This is a genomic window from Streptomyces sp. NPDC047315 (genome assembly GCF_040643215.1).
GTDB lineage: Bacteria > Actinomycetota > Actinomycetes > Streptomycetales > Streptomycetaceae > Streptomyces.
In genome coordinates this window covers 32,264-47,593 of the sequence record NZ_JBEYTZ010000029.1, presented here as the reverse complement: position 1 = coordinate 47,593, position 15,330 = coordinate 32,264, and the positions used below count along the sequence as shown (strand labels likewise).

At 72.6% G+C, this 15,330-nt stretch carries 13 protein-coding genes; 6 read left to right on the top strand and 7 right to left on the bottom strand.

Annotated elements, in window-relative coordinates; all coding sequences use genetic code 11:
• Window positions 1-58: 58 nt before the first annotated feature.
• The 4 genes from ABZ842_RS29050 (at window position 59) to ABZ842_RS29035 (ending at window position 4,544) form a co-directional block, all read left to right on the top strand.
• On the top strand, window positions 59-1,669 hold the full coding sequence (locus tag ABZ842_RS29050) for a glycoside hydrolase family 13 protein (RefSeq protein ID WP_361543043.1): 1,611 nt from the start codon (window positions 59-61) through the stop codon (window positions 1,667-1,669).
• Window position 1,670: 1 nt separating this feature from the next.
• Entirely contained in the window at window positions 1,671-2,762 is a 1,092-nt protein-coding gene (locus ABZ842_RS29045) for a LacI family DNA-binding transcriptional regulator (protein WP_361543040.1), read from the top strand.
• 120 nt (window positions 2,763-2,882) lie between these two features.
• Entirely contained in the window at window positions 2,883-3,773 is an 891-nt protein-coding gene (locus tag ABZ842_RS29040; protein WP_361543037.1) for a phosphatase PAP2 family protein, read from the top strand.
• A gap of 189 nt (window positions 3,774-3,962) precedes the next feature.
• Complete coding sequence (locus ABZ842_RS29035; RefSeq protein WP_361543034.1) at window positions 3,963-4,544, top strand: dihydrofolate reductase family protein; 582 nt, start codon at window positions 3,963-3,965, stop codon at window positions 4,542-4,544.
• Here ABZ842_RS29035 and ABZ842_RS29030 read toward each other — a convergent pair whose 3' ends face one another.
• From ABZ842_RS29030 to ABZ842_RS29010, 5 genes are all read right to left on the bottom strand, one after another.
• On the bottom strand, window positions 4,545-4,928 hold the full coding sequence (locus ABZ842_RS29030; RefSeq protein WP_361543031.1) for a hypothetical protein: 384 nt from the start codon (window positions 4,926-4,928) through the stop codon (window positions 4,545-4,547).
• Window positions 4,929-4,941: 13 nt separating this feature from the next.
• The gene (locus ABZ842_RS29025; RefSeq protein WP_361543028.1) at window positions 4,942-5,454 is read right to left on the bottom strand and encodes a protease inhibitor I42 family protein; all 513 of its coding nucleotides are present in this window, start codon (window positions 5,452-5,454) and stop codon (window positions 4,942-4,944) included.
• The gene (locus tag ABZ842_RS29020; RefSeq protein ID WP_361543025.1) at window positions 5,414-6,988 is read right to left on the bottom strand and encodes a peptidoglycan-binding protein; all 1,575 of its coding nucleotides are present in this window, start codon (window positions 6,986-6,988) and stop codon (window positions 5,414-5,416) included. Before ABZ842_RS29020 ends, ABZ842_RS29025 begins: the two co-directional genes overlap by 41 nt.
• 10 nt (window positions 6,989-6,998) lie before the next feature.
• Entirely contained in the window at window positions 6,999-7,364 is a 366-nt protein-coding gene (locus ABZ842_RS29015; protein ID WP_361543022.1) for a hypothetical protein, read from the bottom strand.
• A gap of 391 nt (window positions 7,365-7,755) precedes the next feature.
• The gene (locus tag ABZ842_RS29010; protein WP_361543018.1) at window positions 7,756-8,238 is read right to left on the bottom strand and encodes a MarR family transcriptional regulator; all 483 of its coding nucleotides are present in this window, start codon (window positions 8,236-8,238) and stop codon (window positions 7,756-7,758) included.
• A 178-nt stretch (window positions 8,239-8,416) separates the two neighbouring features.
• Between ABZ842_RS29010 and ABZ842_RS29005 the strand changes: the two genes are divergently transcribed.
• A complete protein-coding gene (locus ABZ842_RS29005) occupies window positions 8,417-9,649 on the top strand; it encodes an MFS transporter (RefSeq protein ID WP_361543015.1) in 1,233 nt (410 codons plus the stop codon).
• Window positions 9,650-9,678: 29 nt separating this feature from the next.
• Here ABZ842_RS29005 and ABZ842_RS29000 read toward each other — a convergent pair whose 3' ends face one another.
• Both ABZ842_RS29000 and ABZ842_RS28995 read right to left on the bottom strand, forming a co-directional pair.
• Window positions 9,679-10,098: an SRPBCC family protein gene (locus tag ABZ842_RS29000; RefSeq protein WP_361543012.1), complete on the bottom strand. Its 420-nt coding sequence runs from the start codon at window positions 10,096-10,098 to the stop codon at window positions 9,679-9,681.
• A gap of 121 nt (window positions 10,099-10,219) precedes the next feature.
• A complete protein-coding gene (locus tag ABZ842_RS28995; RefSeq protein ID WP_361543009.1) occupies window positions 10,220-11,842 on the bottom strand; it encodes an MFS transporter in 1,623 nt (540 codons plus the stop codon).
• Between the two features lie 273 nt (window positions 11,843-12,115).
• Between ABZ842_RS28995 and ABZ842_RS28990 the strand changes: the two genes are divergently transcribed.
• Window positions 12,116-15,328: a BTAD domain-containing putative transcriptional regulator gene (locus tag ABZ842_RS28990; protein WP_361543006.1), complete on the top strand. Its 3,213-nt coding sequence runs from the start codon at window positions 12,116-12,118 to the stop codon at window positions 15,326-15,328.
• Window positions 15,329-15,330: the final 2 nt, after the last annotated feature.

Below are 15,330 nucleotides of genomic sequence, written 5' to 3'. Positions count from 1 at the left end.
GCAGACATCAGCACATACCCGCACGACACTGTTTGTGACGACTTTCAAGGGAAAGTACATGACCCAGGAGCTCGCTCCCACCCTCCGTGACCAGTCCGCCGCACCCTCGGCGGGCTGGTGGCGGGACGCCGTCATCTACCAGGTGTACGTGCGCTCGTTCGCCGACAGCGACGGTGACGGCATCGGCGATCTGCGCGGCGTCCGCGAGCGTCTGCCGCACCTCGCGGACCTCGGTGTGGACGCCGTCTGGCTCACCCCCTTCTACGCCTCCCCGCAGGCCGACGGGGGCTACGACGTCGCGGACTACCGCTCCGTCGACCCGCTGTTCGGGGAGTTGTCGGACGCCGACGACCTGGTCCGCGAGGCGCACCGGCTCGGGCTGCGCGTGATCGTCGACATCGTGCCCAACCACACGTCCGACCAGCACGCCTGGTTCCGCGCGGCCGTCGACGGCGGCCCGGACGCCCCCGAGCGCGCGCTGTACCACTTCCGCCCCGGCCGCGGCCCCGACGGCGACCTCCCGCCGAACGACTGGGAGTCGGTCTTCGGCGGCCCGGCCTGGACCCGCACCGACGCAGGCGACTGGTATCTGCATCTGTTCGCCCCCGAGCAGCCCGATCTGAACTGGGAACACCCCGCGGTGCGCGAGGAGTTCGAGTCGATCCTGCGCTTCTGGCTGGACCTGGGCGTGGACGGCTTCCGCATCGACGTGGCGCACGGCATGGTGAAGGCCGAGGGCCTGCCGGACATCGGGCTGCGCGAGCAGGCCAAGATGATCGGCGCCCAGGTGCTGCCCTTCTTCGACCAGGACGGGGTCCACGAGATCCACCGCTCCTGGCGGCTGCTGCTGGATTCGTACGAGGGGCAGCGCATCGGCGTCGCCGAGGCGTGGGCGCCGACCTCCGAGCGCCTCGCGCTCTACGTGCGCCCGGACGAGCTGCACCAGGCGTTCAACTTCCAGTTCCTGACCTGCGCGTGGGACGCCGCCGCGATGCGGCAGGTGATCGACTCCTCCCTCGCGGCGACCGCATCCGTGGGCGCGCCCACCACCTGGGTCCTGTCCAACCACGACGTGGTCCGCCACACCACCCGGTACGGCGGCGGTGCGCAGGGGCTGCGGCGCGCCCGGGCGGCGGCGCTGCTGACGCTGGCGCTGCCCGGGTCCGCGTATCTGTACCAGGGCGAGGAGCTGGGGCTGCCGGAGGTGGCGGACCTGCCGGACGGAGTGCGCCAGGACCCGGCGTTCTTCCGGGGCGACGGTCAGGACGGGCTGCGGGACGGCTGCCGGGTGCCCATCCCCTGGTCGGGCACGGCCGCGCCGTACGGCTTCGGGCCGGGCGCGAGCTGGCTGCCGCAGCCCGCGGCGTGGGCCGGCCTCTCGGTCGAGGCGCAGACGGGCGACCCGCGTTCGATGCTGGAGCTCTACCGCTCCGCGCTGGCGCTGCGCAAGGAGCTGTCGGGCCTCGGCGACGGCGGCATGGAGTGGCTGCCGGCCCCCGAGGGGGTGCTGGTGTTCTCCCGCCCCGGCGTGGTCTGCACGTTGAACACCCTGGCGGAGGAGGTCGAGCTGCCGGTCCCGGGCCGGCCGGTGCTCTCTTCGGGTGCGCTGGAGTTCGGCGGCGGCGCGGTGCGCCTGCCGGGCGAGACATGCGTGTGGTGGGCAGTCTGAGATGCGCCCGGTACAGTCCCATCCCGTGACCGCACCCGCACGACTGGCCGACATAGCTGCCCAGGCGGGGGTCAGCGAAGCGACGGTGAGCCGCGTCCTCAACGGAAAGCCCGGAGTCGCCGCGACCACCCGTCAGTCCGTCCTCGCCGCACTCGACGTCCTCGGCTACGAGCGCCCGGTGCGGCTGCGCCAGCGCAGCGCGGGGCTCGTCGGCCTGATCACCCCGGAGCTGGAGAATCCGATCTTCCCCGCCCTGGCGCAGGTCATCGGCCAAGCGCTGACCCGCCAGGGCTACACCCCGGTGCTCGCCACCCAGACCCCGGGCGGTTCGACGGAGGACGAACTCACGGAGATGCTGGTGGACCGGGGGGTCTCGGGCATCATCTTCGTCTCCGGGCTGCACGCCGACACCACCGCCGACATGGGCCGCTACGAACAACTGCGCGCCCAGGGCGTCCCCTTCGTCCTCGTCGACGGGTACTCCCCCAAGGTGCAGGCGCCCTTCATCTCGCCGGACGACCGGGCGGCGATGCGGCTGGCGGTGACCCACCTCGTCTCGCTGGGCCACACCAGGATCGGGCTGGCCCTCGGGCCGCAGCGGTTCGTGCCGGTGATCCGGAAGATCGAGGGGTTCATCGAGGTCGTCCAGGAGCAGCTGGGGCTGACCACGCAGACCATCACCACCGAGTTGGTGCAGCACTCGCTCTACACCCTGGAGGGCGGTCAGGCCGCGGCGGCGGCGCTGATGGACCGGGGGTGCACGGCCGTGGTGTGCGCCAGCGACATGATGGCGCTCGGGGCGATCCGGGCGGCCCGGCAGCGCGGGCTCGAAGTGCCGCGCGACGTCTCCGTCGTCGGCTTCGACGACTCCCCGCTGATCGCCTTCACGGATCCGCCGCTGACGACCGTGCGCAAGCCGGTGCCGGCGATGGGGCAGGCCGCGGTGCGGACCCTGCTGGAGGAGATCCAGGGAAACCTTCCGCCAGCCCCTAGTGGTTCCGCTTCGGCCGCGTACAGTGAGTTCGTCTTCATGCCCGAGCTGGTCGTACGGGGTTCCACGGCGTCGGCGCCCGATTCCGGTGGACGCGGCTGACCAGGGTGCCCTCGTCCTCGGTCCGGTGCACGGCCTCCTTCCTGAGGGGGAGCGCGTGCGCCGGGAACGGGACCGAGGGATGATCGGTCCGTGGGTGCGGATCTGGCAGACTTTCGTCCCATGGGTGAAACAACCGTGAAGACACTGGAAGGCCGGCCGGCCACCCCGTCACCCATGGCGGACGAGGCCGTCGGACCGACGCGTTCGCGGTTCGCGCGGTTCAAGGACCTGCGGTCTCCGCGCCGCCCCAGAATCTGGTTCGAAGTGCTGTTGATCGCGGTGAGTTACTGGACGTACTCACTGATCCGCAACGCCGTTCCGGAGCAGAAGACCCAGGCGCTGCGGAACGCGGACTGGATCTGGGACCTGGAGAAGTCCCTGGGGCTCGCCTTCGAGCACTCGGTCAACCACGCGGTGAACTCGGTCACGTGGCTGATCGTGGGCATGAACTACTACTACGCCACGCTGCACTTCGTCGTCACGATCGGAGTGCTGGTGTGGCTGTACCGCTGGCATCCGGGGCGGTACGCGGCGGCGCGGTTGGCGCTGTTCGTCACCACCGGCGTGGCCCTGGTCGGCTACTACCTGTATCCGCTCGCTCCTCCTCGGCTGATGACGGGGCAGGACTTCATCGACACGGTCCTGGTGCACGAGACCTGGGGTTCGATGGCCTCGGGCGACTTGAAGAACATGTCGAACCAGTACGCGGCCATGCCGTCGATGCACATCGGCTGGTCGCTGTGGTGCGGCGTGATCATCTTCGCGTTGGCGTCCGTGCCGTGGGTGAAGGTGCTCGGGCTGCTCTATCCGGTGGCCACGCTGGTGGTCATCGTGGCCACGGCCAACCACTTCTGGCTGGACGCGGTGGGCGGGGCGCTCTGCCTGGGCTTCGGCTTCCTGGTCTCGTACTGGTGGTACCGGTCGCTGCCGCACCGGTTGCCCCGGGTGCCGGTGCTCGAACCGGAGCGACGGCGGCCGGAGCCCACGGGTTCGTCGCTGCTGGCGAAGTAGCCCGTACACGGCTCGCCGAGAGGCGCGGAGGGAGTTCCCTCCGCGCCTCTTCGCATGTCCGGCGCAGTCCGGCGCAGAAGGGCGCTTGCGTAACCACTACACATGGAGCACTATGTACGTAGTGGTTGGGCGCAGGAACGACGACGCGACCCACTCGCACCCCCTCATCCCTCTTCGGAAGGCAACACCTTGCGCAAGCTCACCTACTTCATCGCCTGCTCGATCGACGGCTTCATCGGCGACCCGTCGGGCGACGCGAACGCGATGATGAAGTTCGTGGACGAGGAGTTCCGCGACTTCCTCATGACGGAGTACCCGGAGACGATCTCCGTCGAGGGCCGGCGGATCCTCGGCCTGGACGCCTCGAACCGACGCTTCGACACCGTCGTCCAGGGACGGTCCAGCTATCAGCTCGCCCTCGACATCAGCATCACCAGCCCCTACGGGCACATGCGGGAGTACGTCGCGTCCCGCACCCTCACCGAGTCCCCCGACCCCAACGTCGAGATGATCTCCGACGACCTCGTCGGCCGCATCCGTGAGCTGAAGGCGGAGGAGGGCGAACTCGACGTCTGGCTGTGCGGCGGGTCCCAGATCGCCGGGGAGCTGATGGACGAGATCGACGAGCTGATCATCAAGACGTACCCGATGACCTACGGGTCCGGGATGCCGATGTTCGGCGCGGACGCCGGCATCACCGAGTTCTCGCTCGACTCCGTCCGCGCCTTCGGCAACGGAGCGCTGGTGCGCACCTACAGCCGGGTGCGCTGATCAGGCCCGGGCCAGTTGCTTCAGCTCGATGATCGTGGCCACCGCCTTCAGCCAGCGGGCCGCCGCGTCGTCCGCGTCGACGCCGCCCGAGACGGAGGCCGCCGCCGCGAGCCACTCGCGGACCTCGGCCGCGGCCTCCGGGCGCGGCAGCGGAGCGGGGAGTTCGACGGCGGCGGCGAGACCGACGGCGCGCACGGTCTCGGCGAGGAAGGCGACCGACCGGGGCTGGGTGCCGAGCCGGTCGAGCACCACGGCCGCGCCGACCGCGCCGTCCCCGTACAGGGCGGTGCGCAACTCGCCGGCGGCGAGCCCGTGGCGGAGCAGCACGGGGAAGTCCAGTTCGGCCAGCTCCGCGTCGGTGCAGGTGCGGTGTCTGGAGTCCATGCCGTGCCTCCGGTCAGTTGACGGTGACGGTGTACGTGATCCGCTCGGGAGCAGGGCGGGAAGCCGCGGCGGAGGCGGACGGTGACGCCGGCGCGGGGGACTTCGGTCCGCCGGTGCAGGTGTACACGGGGCAGTGCAGCAAGGCGATCTCGGTGCTGCCGGCGCCGGTCGCCTCGAAGGTGAAGACGCGCGTGCCGCCGACGCCGGGCCGCTCGGCCGCGTCGTCATCGGATTCGGCGTCGGACTCGTAGTCGTCGCCCCTGCTGCGCACGACCGAGGCGTCCGGTTCCGGGGCATCGAGGTACCAGCGTTCGCCGGTGGAGGGGTTCTCGTCCACGGCGAGCGTGAACGCCTCGCCCACGTCCACGCTGACCTTCGACTCCGCGGTCGGGTGGCTGCGCGGGGAGTCGCCCTTCGACTCCCCGCAGCCGGCGGCCAGGGCGACGAGCGCGACGGCAGCCGCGAGGACCCCCCTAGGGCCTGGCTTACTTGGGGAGGAGGACCTGGTACGGATCTTTGAGGTCATTGCTCGAAGCCCCGCCCATGGTGCCGTTGATGAAGTCGCTCTCGCTGACCCAGGTGGTGGTGCCCCAGGGGTTGTAGATCTGGAGCTTGTCACCGTCCTGGCCGATGATCACCATCGCGTGGGCGCTGTCGTCCCCCTTGACGCTGACGGGGACCGGGCGGCCCTCGGCCACCATCCGTTGGATCTCGGGGAGGACGTCCCTGCGGGCGTCGGCGTTCTTCAGATCCTTCTGGTGGTAGTCGTCGCCGGTGGCCCGGCCGATGACGGAGTCCGAGATGTACTGGTGGCCCAAGTCGCCCATGCCGCTCCAGTCCTTGCCGCCCCAACCCTTCTTGTGCAGCCGGTGCTGCTCGTCGACCAGTCGCTGCCGGAAGGCCGCCGGGTCGTCCTCCTGCCCGGTGGGGCCGCCGGTGAGGTTCAGGGCGTAGATCGGGTCGACCGCGGCGCGGGCGGTGACGACGGAGGAGGCCACGCAGGTGCCCTCGCTGCCGTCGCCGCCCTGGATCCACAACTGCCCCTTGAAGCCGACGTCGTCCCGGTTGGTGTTGGACCCGTCGGGGTTGCGCCCCTCGTCGACCATGCTGTCGGCGGCGGTGACCACCGGCGACAGGTGCTCGCGCAGCCACTCGGGGCTGTGGCCGTTGATCTTCCCGTGGAAGGCGTGGAGGTCCGGAACGCTGTTCCCCGCCGCGAGCGCCTTCAGCAGATAGGCGCGCTGCTCCGGTGAGGTGGCCTGGGCCAACAGGCGCTCCACGGCTGCCTTGTCCTGGTCGCTGAGCTGCTCCATGCGGCTGCCGGCCCGTGTGAGGTCGCTCGCGGAGAGGATCTCGTTCTGCTCCCGGTCGCCCGCGCCCGTGCTGGTGTCCGCGAGCGCGAGCCGGTCGGCGGCCGTGAGGTCGTCCGTCGCCAGCCTGCCCGCGCGGGCCTCGGCGGCCCACTTGTTCAGATCGCGGGCGGCGGCCCGGGCCGCGTCGTCGGCGCAGACGGCGGCCAGGCACACCGCATCGATGCCGACGGTGGCGATGCCACGGGCCCGCAACCGGGCCTCCTTCTCACCGGAGTCCTCTATCAGGTGGTCCATCAAGCCGTCGTCCTGGCCGCCGAGGACGCCCCGCGCCTCGTGCAGCTTGGCCCGCCCCTCGCCGTCCCGGGCCTGGGCCTCGCCGATGGCGTCGGCGAGCCGCAGCAGCGCCTTGCCGCCGCCCTCGAACGCCTCGGACACCTGCTGGGCGGCCCGCACCGCGGCGGAGACCACGTCGCAGGCGCGGACGCTGGTGTCGCCGACCCAGGCTTCCGGCAGCCCCTGCTTGGCCACCTTGTCGATCCGTTCGCCGAGCTGCCCGGCGTCGTCGACCTGTTCGCAGTAGCGCTTGCCGAGGGACTGCAGGGTCGGGACGTCACCCACCGGCGGCGGGACGCGAAGGGCCGCGTCGATCGCGTCGATCAGTGCGTTCTTGCTGCCCGCCGAGGTGATTCGCTTCTGCACCTTGGCGAGTTCGCGCCGGCGTTCGGTGGTGGAGTCGGTCTTCGCCATCGACTCCCCCTCAGTAGGTGGACAGCTTCGAAGGGTTGTCGGCGCGGGCGGGCGTGCCGGAGTCCTGCCCGTCCACCGAGGGCACGGCGCGGACCATGCCCTGCACCTGCCGGTCGCTGCCGCGGTAGGCGCGCCTCGCGAGGCGTACCTTTTCGGCGAGTTCGTGCAGCGCCTCTTCCATCGTGCGCGTCTCCGCCACCCAGGCGGTGGCGAACGCGCTGTACGCCGGCCCGGAGTCGGAGCCGCCGAGCACGTCCGGGGCGTAGCACGTCGTGGTGTCGACGGCCTGCCGGATCCTCCCGGCGTCGTCGCCGCACCCGTCGAGTTCCTTGGCCTGGTCCGATAACCCACCGGACGAAATTCGGTACCCCGTCATCGAGGACATCACCTCTCGCGCTGCCGATCCACCACTCGCGAGACGTGTGCCCTGTCCACCTCAAGTGGGGGTCGTTGCCACGGCCAAATCACCGACGAACGTAGCATGTTGCCTCCGCGTCTGGGCCCCTCCGTGCGGCCCCGAGCACACGGCTCCCACACCCCGAGCACCCGACCCCCGCGAACGGAACACCGGCGCGCTTCCGGCAACGCGGTCGCCCCGGTAGCGCGGTAGCGCAGCGCTGGGCATGCAGTGACGTCGTCTGCGGCCCGGTGGTGGGCTGTTCGCGCAGGGCTACGGCGGCTACGTCGAAAGCCGCAGGGAAGCGCAACCTACGGCACGCAGCGCAGCAAGGCGCAGCACGCGCAGACGGGCGCTCGCGGGCGCGAGCCTACGGCAGCAGGTCCTTCACCGCGTCCGCCGCCCGGCGGCACATCGTCGCGAAGGCCACGCCCTCCTCCGGCGTCAACACCCCCGCCACCGCCCTCGCGTTCTCCCGTCGCCCACGAGCCGCCCGGGAGAGGAAGAGGTGCCCCTCGCGCGTCAGCGAGGTCGTCTGCTCGCGGCGGTCGTCACCGAGCGCCGCCTGTTCGACCAGGCCGAGATCCTTGAGCACCCGCAGCGACTTGGAGACCGTCGGTCGGGAGACCCCCAGCGAGTCGCTGAGCAGCGAGGGCGTCATGGCCCCCTGGATCCGCAGCAGTTCCAGTACGTCGTACTGCTGCCAGTTGATCGACTCGGGGCTGGCCGCGGTGCGCCGGGCCACCAGGACGCACTGGAGGAGGGAGAGGGCGTCCTCCAACTCCGCGACGTCGGGCGCCTTCCCGCCCGGGGCCGTCGCCGATCCGTCCACCGCCATCACGTCACCGCCCACCCTCGCAGCCTTTTCCCTTCGGAAAGCACCCTACCGCAGGCCGCCCCGCCCGGATCAGCCAGGGCAGGTCGACCAGCCGCCGCCCCGACCGGCTTGACATCGATCACTCGCGCCAATGAAGGTGGTTTCCAGAAAGAAATCATCCACCTGAACCATTCGCACGGGAAATGGAGGCGGGATGCCTCTCGCCATTGTCGTTCTCGGGGTCGCCGTCTTCAGCCTCAACACGACGGAGATCATGATCGCGGGCATTTTGCCCAGTCTGTCCGAGGAGTTCGGGGTGTCGGTCTCCGCCGTCGGCTACCTCATCTCGGTGTACGCACTGGGGATGGTGGTGGGCGGCCCGGTGCTCACCGTCGTGCTGTTGCGGGCGGCCCGAAAGCTCGCGCTGCTCGGCCTGTTGGCCACCTTCGTCGCAGGTCAGGCGCTTGGGGCGATGGCCGAGGAGTTCTGGGTGCTGGTGGTCGCCCGGATCGTCACGGCGCTCGCCGCGTCCGCGTTCTTCGGCATCGCGGTGGCGGTGAGCATGCACCTGGTGCCGTCCGCCCGCCGCGGCCGGGCGCTGGCCACCCTCTTCGGCGGGCTGATGGTCGCGCACGTGGTGGGGCTGCCCGCAGCCGCGCTGATCGACCAGCACTTCGGCTGGCGCGCCAGCTTCTGGGCGGTGGCGCTGCTCGCCGCGCTCAGCGCGCTCGCCGTGTGGCGGCTGGTGCCGACGGTCCCCGAGCCGCAGCGGACCGGCCTGCGCGCGGAGTTGGCCGCCTTCCGCAACGGACGGCTGTGGGCCACGTACGGCACCAACGCCCTCGTCATCGGCGCGGTCATGGCCGCGAACAGCTACTTCGCGCCCATCTTCACCGACGTCAGCGGGTTCTCGGCGTCCGCGGTGCCCTGGCTCTTCGGACTGTTCGGGGTGGGGACGATCGTCGGGAACATGGTCATGGGCCGGTACACGGACCGCTACATGATGCCGATGCTCGGCTACGGCTTCGCAGCGGTCGCGCTCGCCCTCGCCGCGTTCGCGCTGGTCGCCGAGGACCGGGCGGCGACCCTGGTCGCGGTGGCGGTGCTCGGGCTGATCGGGCTGCCGCTGAGCCCCGTGATGAGCGCGCGGGTGGTCCAGGTCTCCAACACGGGCCCGTTGGTGAACACCGCGAGCGCGTCCGCGGTCAACGTGGGCGTGGTGCTGGGCCCGTGGGCCGGCGGGCTCGCCATCGACGCGGACCTGGGGCTCACCTCGCCCCTGTGGATCGGCTCGGCGATGGCCGCTGCCGGGCTGCTGACGGTGCTGCCCGCGGTCCTCGCAGCCCGCGCCGGCGGGCCCGCGCCGGCAAAGGCCAAAGCCCCGGCCCCGGCCCCGACCGCGGGCCGCGCGGACGCCGGGGAGCCCCCCACGACCAGCGAGTCGTAGGGGGCTCCCCGGCGCTGCGAAACCCGCGCTCACCTGCTGCGCGCCTCCGCGACCGCGGCGAGCCTGCGCATCGCGGCGGGCACCGGGCCGGCGATCTCGCCGCCCAGCGGCTCCCCCGCCGACGGCCCGTCCAACTCCACCCGGTGGACGATGCGCGTACCGCCGTCGGCCCGGTCCGTGAGGCGGTGGACGAAGCGGATGACCGTCCCGTCCTCCAAGGCGGTCTCGGTGCTCAGCCCCTGGCGCTCCGTCGCCTCGACGACCGCGAAGGCTAGCGGCGGCAGCCCGTACAGGTGCATCGCCCCGGTCACTCCGGCTCCGAACGGCCCGTCGAGGCGCAACTCCGCCATCTCCTCGTCCCATTCGGGCCAGACGGCCGGGTCCGCGTAGCACCCCCACACCGCCCCGGGTGACGCCGCGGTGACGATGCTGTGTTCATACGTCCACATGGATTCCTCGATCCCCTTCCTTCACACCTCTCCGGGCCGACTGAGAATGCCCGAAGGAAATCCACGATAGATGATTTCCCAACAGAAATCGCATGCAGATGACTGAGCTTCGATCGAATCGTCAGTGGGCGATGGCGTCCCGCTCGGGCTCGGACTCCCGCTCGGGCTCCCGCACGGACTCGGGGTCAGTCCCCTGGCCCTCGGGTCGCTGGGCGCCGACGTTCCGCAGCGCGGTCACCGTGATGACGCCGGTGATCGCCGCCAGGACGGCGCACGCCACGGCCACCACGGTCAGCCCGCCGGTGTACGCGTCACGGGCCGCGGCCAGCACCTGGTCGCCGAGGTCCGCCGGGAGCGAGCCGGCCACCGCCAACGCCCCCTCGATGCTGCCCCGCACGGCCTCCGCGTCCGCGCCCGTCACCCCGTCCGGCACCTCGACGCCGCTCTGGTACAGCGCGCCGCCGAGACTGCCGAACGCCGCGAGGCCGAAGGAGACGCCGAACTCGCCGCTGGTCTCCGACAGGGACGCGGCCGAGCCGCCCTTCTCCGGCGGGGCGGAGCTGACGACGAGGTTGGTGCCGAGCGCGCCGATCGGCCCCGTACCGAAGAAGCTGACGACGAAGCCGGTGATCAGCAGCGGCAGTCCGCCCACCGGGTCCACGAAGGCGAGCACCAGATAGCCGACGGCGGCCAGTCCGAGGCCGGCGCCGACGACCACGCCCATCGGCAGGTGCCGCACCAGCGTGGGCGCGAGGGTCGCGGCGACGACGGACATCAGCGCCGACGGCACCATCCACAGCCCCGCCTCGAACGGCGAGAGGCCCGCGACCATCTGCATGTAGCCGGTGACGAAGTAGTACACCCCGCTCATCGTCGACATCGCGAGCAGCAGGATCAGCAGCCACGAGGTGAACGCGGCACGCCGGAACAGCGCGAGGTCCAACAGCGGGTGGACGAGCCCGCGCTGGCGCACCACGAACAGGACGCCGAAGACCAGGCCGGCGGCCACGGCGCCGGCCGCCTGCGGCTCCCAGCCGTTGCGGGCGGTCTCCTTGAGCCCGTAGATCACGGGCAGGATCGCGGCGAGGGAGAGCGCGACGCTCAGCATGTCGATCCGGCCGGCCTTCTCGTCCCGGTACTCGGGCAGCACCAGCGGCCCGGCCACCAGCAGGACCGCCATCACGGGCACCCCGAGGACGAAGACCGAGCCCCACCAGAAGTACTCCAGCAGCACTCCGCCGACGACGGGACCGAGCGCGGTGCCGCCCATGAAGCAGCTCGCCCACACCGCGATGGCCCGACCGCGCTGGTGCGGGTCCTGGAACATGTTGCCGATCAGGGCGAGCGTGGACGGCATCAAGGTGGCCGCGGCCACGCCGAGCAGGGCCCTGGCGACGATCAGCATCTCCGCACTGGTGGAGAACGCGGCCAGCAGCGACGTGGCGCTGACGGCGACGGCGCCCACCGTCAACAGCCTGCGGCGGCCGATCCGGTCGCCGAGCGTGCCCATGGTGACCAGGAAGCCCGCCATCATGAACCCGTACACGTCCATGATCCACAAGGTCTGGGTGCCGGTGGGGGCGAGGGACTCCGCGAGGTGCGGCAGCGCCAGGTAGAGCACGCTCTGGTCGAGGGAGAGCAGCAGGGTGGGCAGCGCGAGGACGGCGAGCCCGGCCCATTCCCGGGTCCCGGCCTTCTGCGGGGCGACGCCCGGGGACGCGCCCGGGGACGGGGTGGACGACATGGGATTTCCTTTCCGTGGCGCACGGGGGCGCCGGAGTACAACGGGTGCAGCGGATACGAGTAGGTACGGGCGGATGCGGGCGGAGCCGTACGGGCCCGGAGCGTTCCCGACCGCCGCTGCTCCACGGTGCGCCGCGGCGCTCTCGGTCCGCTCTCGGTCCGCGCTGCCGGCCCTTCGTCGGTCCGCGCTCCCGGTCCCTCTCTTCGCCGCTCCCGCCGCAGCTCCGGGAGAACGGCCGTGCGACCGACGGCGCTGCTCGGTTAGCGTGATCGCATGCGTTTCGGAGTGCTCGGGCCCTTGAGCGTGTGGACCGCCGACGGCCGGCCGGTCCGGGTACCCGAACTGAAGGTCCGCGCCCTGCTCACCGGGCTCCTGGTGCACCGGGGCCGGCCGGTGTCCGCGGACCGGCTCGTCGACGACCTGTGGGGCGCGCAGCCGCCGGCCCGCCCCGCCGCCGCGCTCCAGAACAAGGTCTGGCACCTGCGCCGCGCCCTGGAGGACGCCGAGCCCGGTGGACGCGCGCTGGTCGCGTCCCTCTCCCCCGGCTACCAACTCCTCGTCGACGAGGACGCATTGGACGCCGACGGCTTCCACCACCTCGTGGAGCGGGCGCGGGCCGCCGGCGACCCGCGCACCCGCACCGCGCTGCTCGCGGACGCGCTGGCGCTGTGGCGGGGGCCCGCGTACGCCGACTTCGTCGACGAGGAGTTCGTCCGCGTCGCCGCCGCCTCCTTGGAGGAGCAGCGGCTGACCGTACTGGAAGAGCAGGCGGAGGCCCGCTTGGAACTGGGTGAACACACCCTGGTCGCCGACGACCTGGGCGACCTGGTGGCGCTGCACCCGCTGCGGGAGCGGCTGCGCACCGCGCACGTACGGGCCCTGTACCTGGCCGGGCGGCAGGGCGCGGCGCTGCGCAGCTACGCCGAGGCCCGGGAGGTGCTCGCCGACCGTCTGGGGGTGGACCCGGGCCCGGAGTTGGCCGCGCTGCACCGGGCGGTCCTGACGCAGGACCCGGCGCTCACCGCCGTACCGTCGCCGGCGACGACCGCGGCCCGTCCGCAGTCGAACGTGCCGCGGGCCGCGCTGACCGAACTGATCGGCCGGGACGCGGCGCTGACGGAGTTGGCTGCGGCCGTGACCGGGCGCCGGCTCGTCACCCTCACCGGCCCGGGCGGCGTCGGCAAGACGCAGCTCGCGCTGGCGGTCGCGGCCCGGCTCGACGGGGCCTTCCCCGGCGGGGTGCGGCTGGTGGAGTTCGCGGCGCTCGCCCCCGCGCGCACCGCGGCGGCGCCCGAGGTGCTGGAGCTGGTCGCCGGCGTGCTGGGCGTACGGGACGACGTCGCGCCGACGGCCGCGGCCGAGCCGCCGTCGCTCACCGACCGGGTGGCGCAGGCGCTGGGCGACCGGCCGACGCTGCTGGTGCTCGACAACTGCGAGCACGTGGTGGAGCCGCTGGCCGCGCTGGTGGCGGAACTGTTGTCGGCGGCGGGTTCGTTGACCGTGCTGGCGACCAGCCAGGTGCCGCTCCAGGTCCGCGGCGAGTGGCTGCACGAGGTGGAGCCGCTGGCCGGGCGGGACGCGGAGGAGCTGTTCGCGGTCCGGGCGCGGGCCGCTGCCCCGCACGTCGCGCTGGACGCGGCTGGCGCCGGGGCCGTGGCGGCGATCTGCCGTCGGCTGGACGGCATTCCGCTGGCCCTGGAGATGGCCGCGACGCGGGTGCGGGTGCTGGGGGTGGCCGAGTTGGCGGCCCGACTGGACGACCGCTTCCACCTGTTGGCGTCCGGGGTGCGGGGTGCGCCCGCGCGTCAGCGCACGCTGCGGGCGGTGATCGACTGGAGCTGGGAGCTGCTGGGGGACGCCGAGCAGGTGGTGCTGCGGCGGCTCGCGGTGCACGCGGACGGCTGCACCCTGGCCGCCGCCGAGGGGGTGTGCCCCACGGACGGGGTCCCACCCGACGGGGTGGCCCGGGCGCAGGTGCTGGACCTGCTGGCCCGGCTGGTGGAGGCGTCCCTCGTGGTGGTGGCCGACACCCCGGACGGCCCGCGCTACCGACTGTGGGAGTCCGTTGCCGCGTACTGCGTCGAACAGCTGCGGGAGCGCGGTGAGCTGGCGGGGCTCCGGCTGCGCCACCGGGACCACTACACCGCGCTCGCGGAGCGCGCCGAGCCCCATCTACGGGGCCCCGAGCAGCGTCGGTGGCTACGGCTGCTGGACGCCGAGAGCGCCAACTTCCGCAACGCGCTGGAGGGCGCCGTCGAGGCCGGGGACGCGGTGCTGGCCCTGCGCCTGGTGAACGCGCTGGCCTGGTACTGGCGGCTGCGCGGCCGGCACGGGGAGGCGGAGCGCTCCTTGGCGCAGGTGCTGGCGCTCGTGCCGGCGGACCGGGACGGGGTTTCGGCGCCCGCGGTCGCCGCGGCCAGGGCCTGGCTCGGCGGGACGCGTCTCGCGCTGGGCGGCGGCGCCGACCCGCTGGCGGAGTACCGGGCGGCCCTTGAGCCGTACGAGCACGTCGACGACCCCGCGGGGCTGGCGCGCGCCCAGTGGCACGTGGGCTCCAACATCTACGGGGTGCGCGACCTGGCCCCCAGCCGGGAGCTGGTCGCCCGCGCGCTGGCCGCCTTCCGTGACCTGGGGGACGAGTGGGGCACCGCGGCGGCGCTGGCGAGCCAGGCGTTCCAGGCGAAACTGCGGGGCGACTTCGACGCGGTGCGCCGGCACGGCGAGCGGAGCCTCGCGCTCTTCCGCGACCTGGGCGACGGCTGGGGGCAGTTGCAGGCGCTCGTACCGCTCCAGACGCACGCGGAGGTGATCGGGGACTATCCCCTCGCCGGCCGGCTGTACCGGGAGGGGCTGCGGACGGCGGAGGACCTGCGCCTGTGGCCCGAGGTGTCGTTCCAGCTCTCCGGGCTCGGCCGGATCGCCCTGCTCACCGGGGACCTGGCGCAGGCCGGGGAGTACCACGAGCGGGCCCGCCGCTTGGCGGTCGAGCAGTCCGACGTCTTCGGCGAGCAGTACGCCGAGATCGGGCTGGGGATGGGCGCCCGCAGGGAAGGCCGGCTCGCGGCGGCCGAGGAACACCTGGAGGCGGTACTGCGGCTGCACCGCGAGATGGGGTACGAGTCGGGGGTGCCGTCGCTGATCCTGGCGGAGCTGGGGTTCGTCGCCGAGGCACGGGGCGAGGTCGCGCAGGCCCGCCAGCTCCAGCAGCGGGGGCTGTCCGAGGCACGGCGCGGCGGTGACCCCCGGGCGGTGGCGCTGGCCCTGGAGGGCTTGGCCGGGGCCCAGTTGGCGTCCGGCCGCGCCGTGCACGCGGCCGAACTCCTGGGCGCGGCGACCCGGGCGCGCGCCTCGGTGGGGGTGCCGCTGCCCCGGGGCGAGCGGGGCGACGTGGACCGCATCAGCGCGGAGGCACGGGCGCAGTTGGGCGCGCAGGGGTACGCGGAGGCGTTCCGCCGGGGCGAGGAGCTGGGCCCCGACGGACCGTAGGC

Excerpts from the sequence above, each read along its gene's own strand:
- ABZ842_RS29005 (WP_361543015.1), top strand. The coding sequence starts at position 8,417 with ATGCCTCTCGCCATTGTCGTTCTCGGGGTCGCCGTCTTCAGCCTCAAC.
- ABZ842_RS28990 (WP_361543006.1), top strand. The coding sequence starts at position 12,116 with ATGCGTTTCGGAGTGCTCGGGCCCTTGAGCGTGTGGACCGCCGACGGC.
- ABZ842_RS29025 (WP_361543028.1), bottom strand. The coding sequence starts at position 5,454 with ATGACCTCAAAGATCCGTACCAGGTCCTCCTCCCCAAGTAAGCCAGGC.
- ABZ842_RS29015 (WP_361543022.1), bottom strand. The coding sequence starts at position 7,364 with ATGACGGGGTACCGAATTTCGTCCGGTGGGTTATCGGACCAGGCCAAG.
- ABZ842_RS29040 (WP_361543037.1), top strand. The coding sequence starts at position 2,883 with ATGGGTGAAACAACCGTGAAGACACTGGAAGGCCGGCCGGCCACCCCG.
- ABZ842_RS29020 (WP_361543025.1), bottom strand. The coding sequence starts at position 6,988 with ATGGCGAAGACCGACTCCACCACCGAACGCCGGCGCGAACTCGCCAAG.
- ABZ842_RS28995 (WP_361543009.1), bottom strand. The coding sequence starts at position 11,842 with ATGTCGTCCACCCCGTCCCCGGGCGCGTCCCCGGGCGTCGCCCCGCAG.
- ABZ842_RS29045 (WP_361543040.1), top strand. The coding sequence starts at position 1,671 with ATGCGCCCGGTACAGTCCCATCCCGTGACCGCACCCGCACGACTGGCC.
- ABZ842_RS29030 (WP_361543031.1), bottom strand. The coding sequence starts at position 4,928 with ATGGACTCCAGACACCGCACCTGCACCGACGCGGAGCTGGCCGAACTG.
- ABZ842_RS29000 (WP_361543012.1), bottom strand. The coding sequence starts at position 10,098 with ATGTGGACGTATGAACACAGCATCGTCACCGCGGCGTCACCCGGGGCG.
- ABZ842_RS29050 (WP_361543043.1), top strand. The coding sequence starts at position 59 with ATGACCCAGGAGCTCGCTCCCACCCTCCGTGACCAGTCCGCCGCACCC.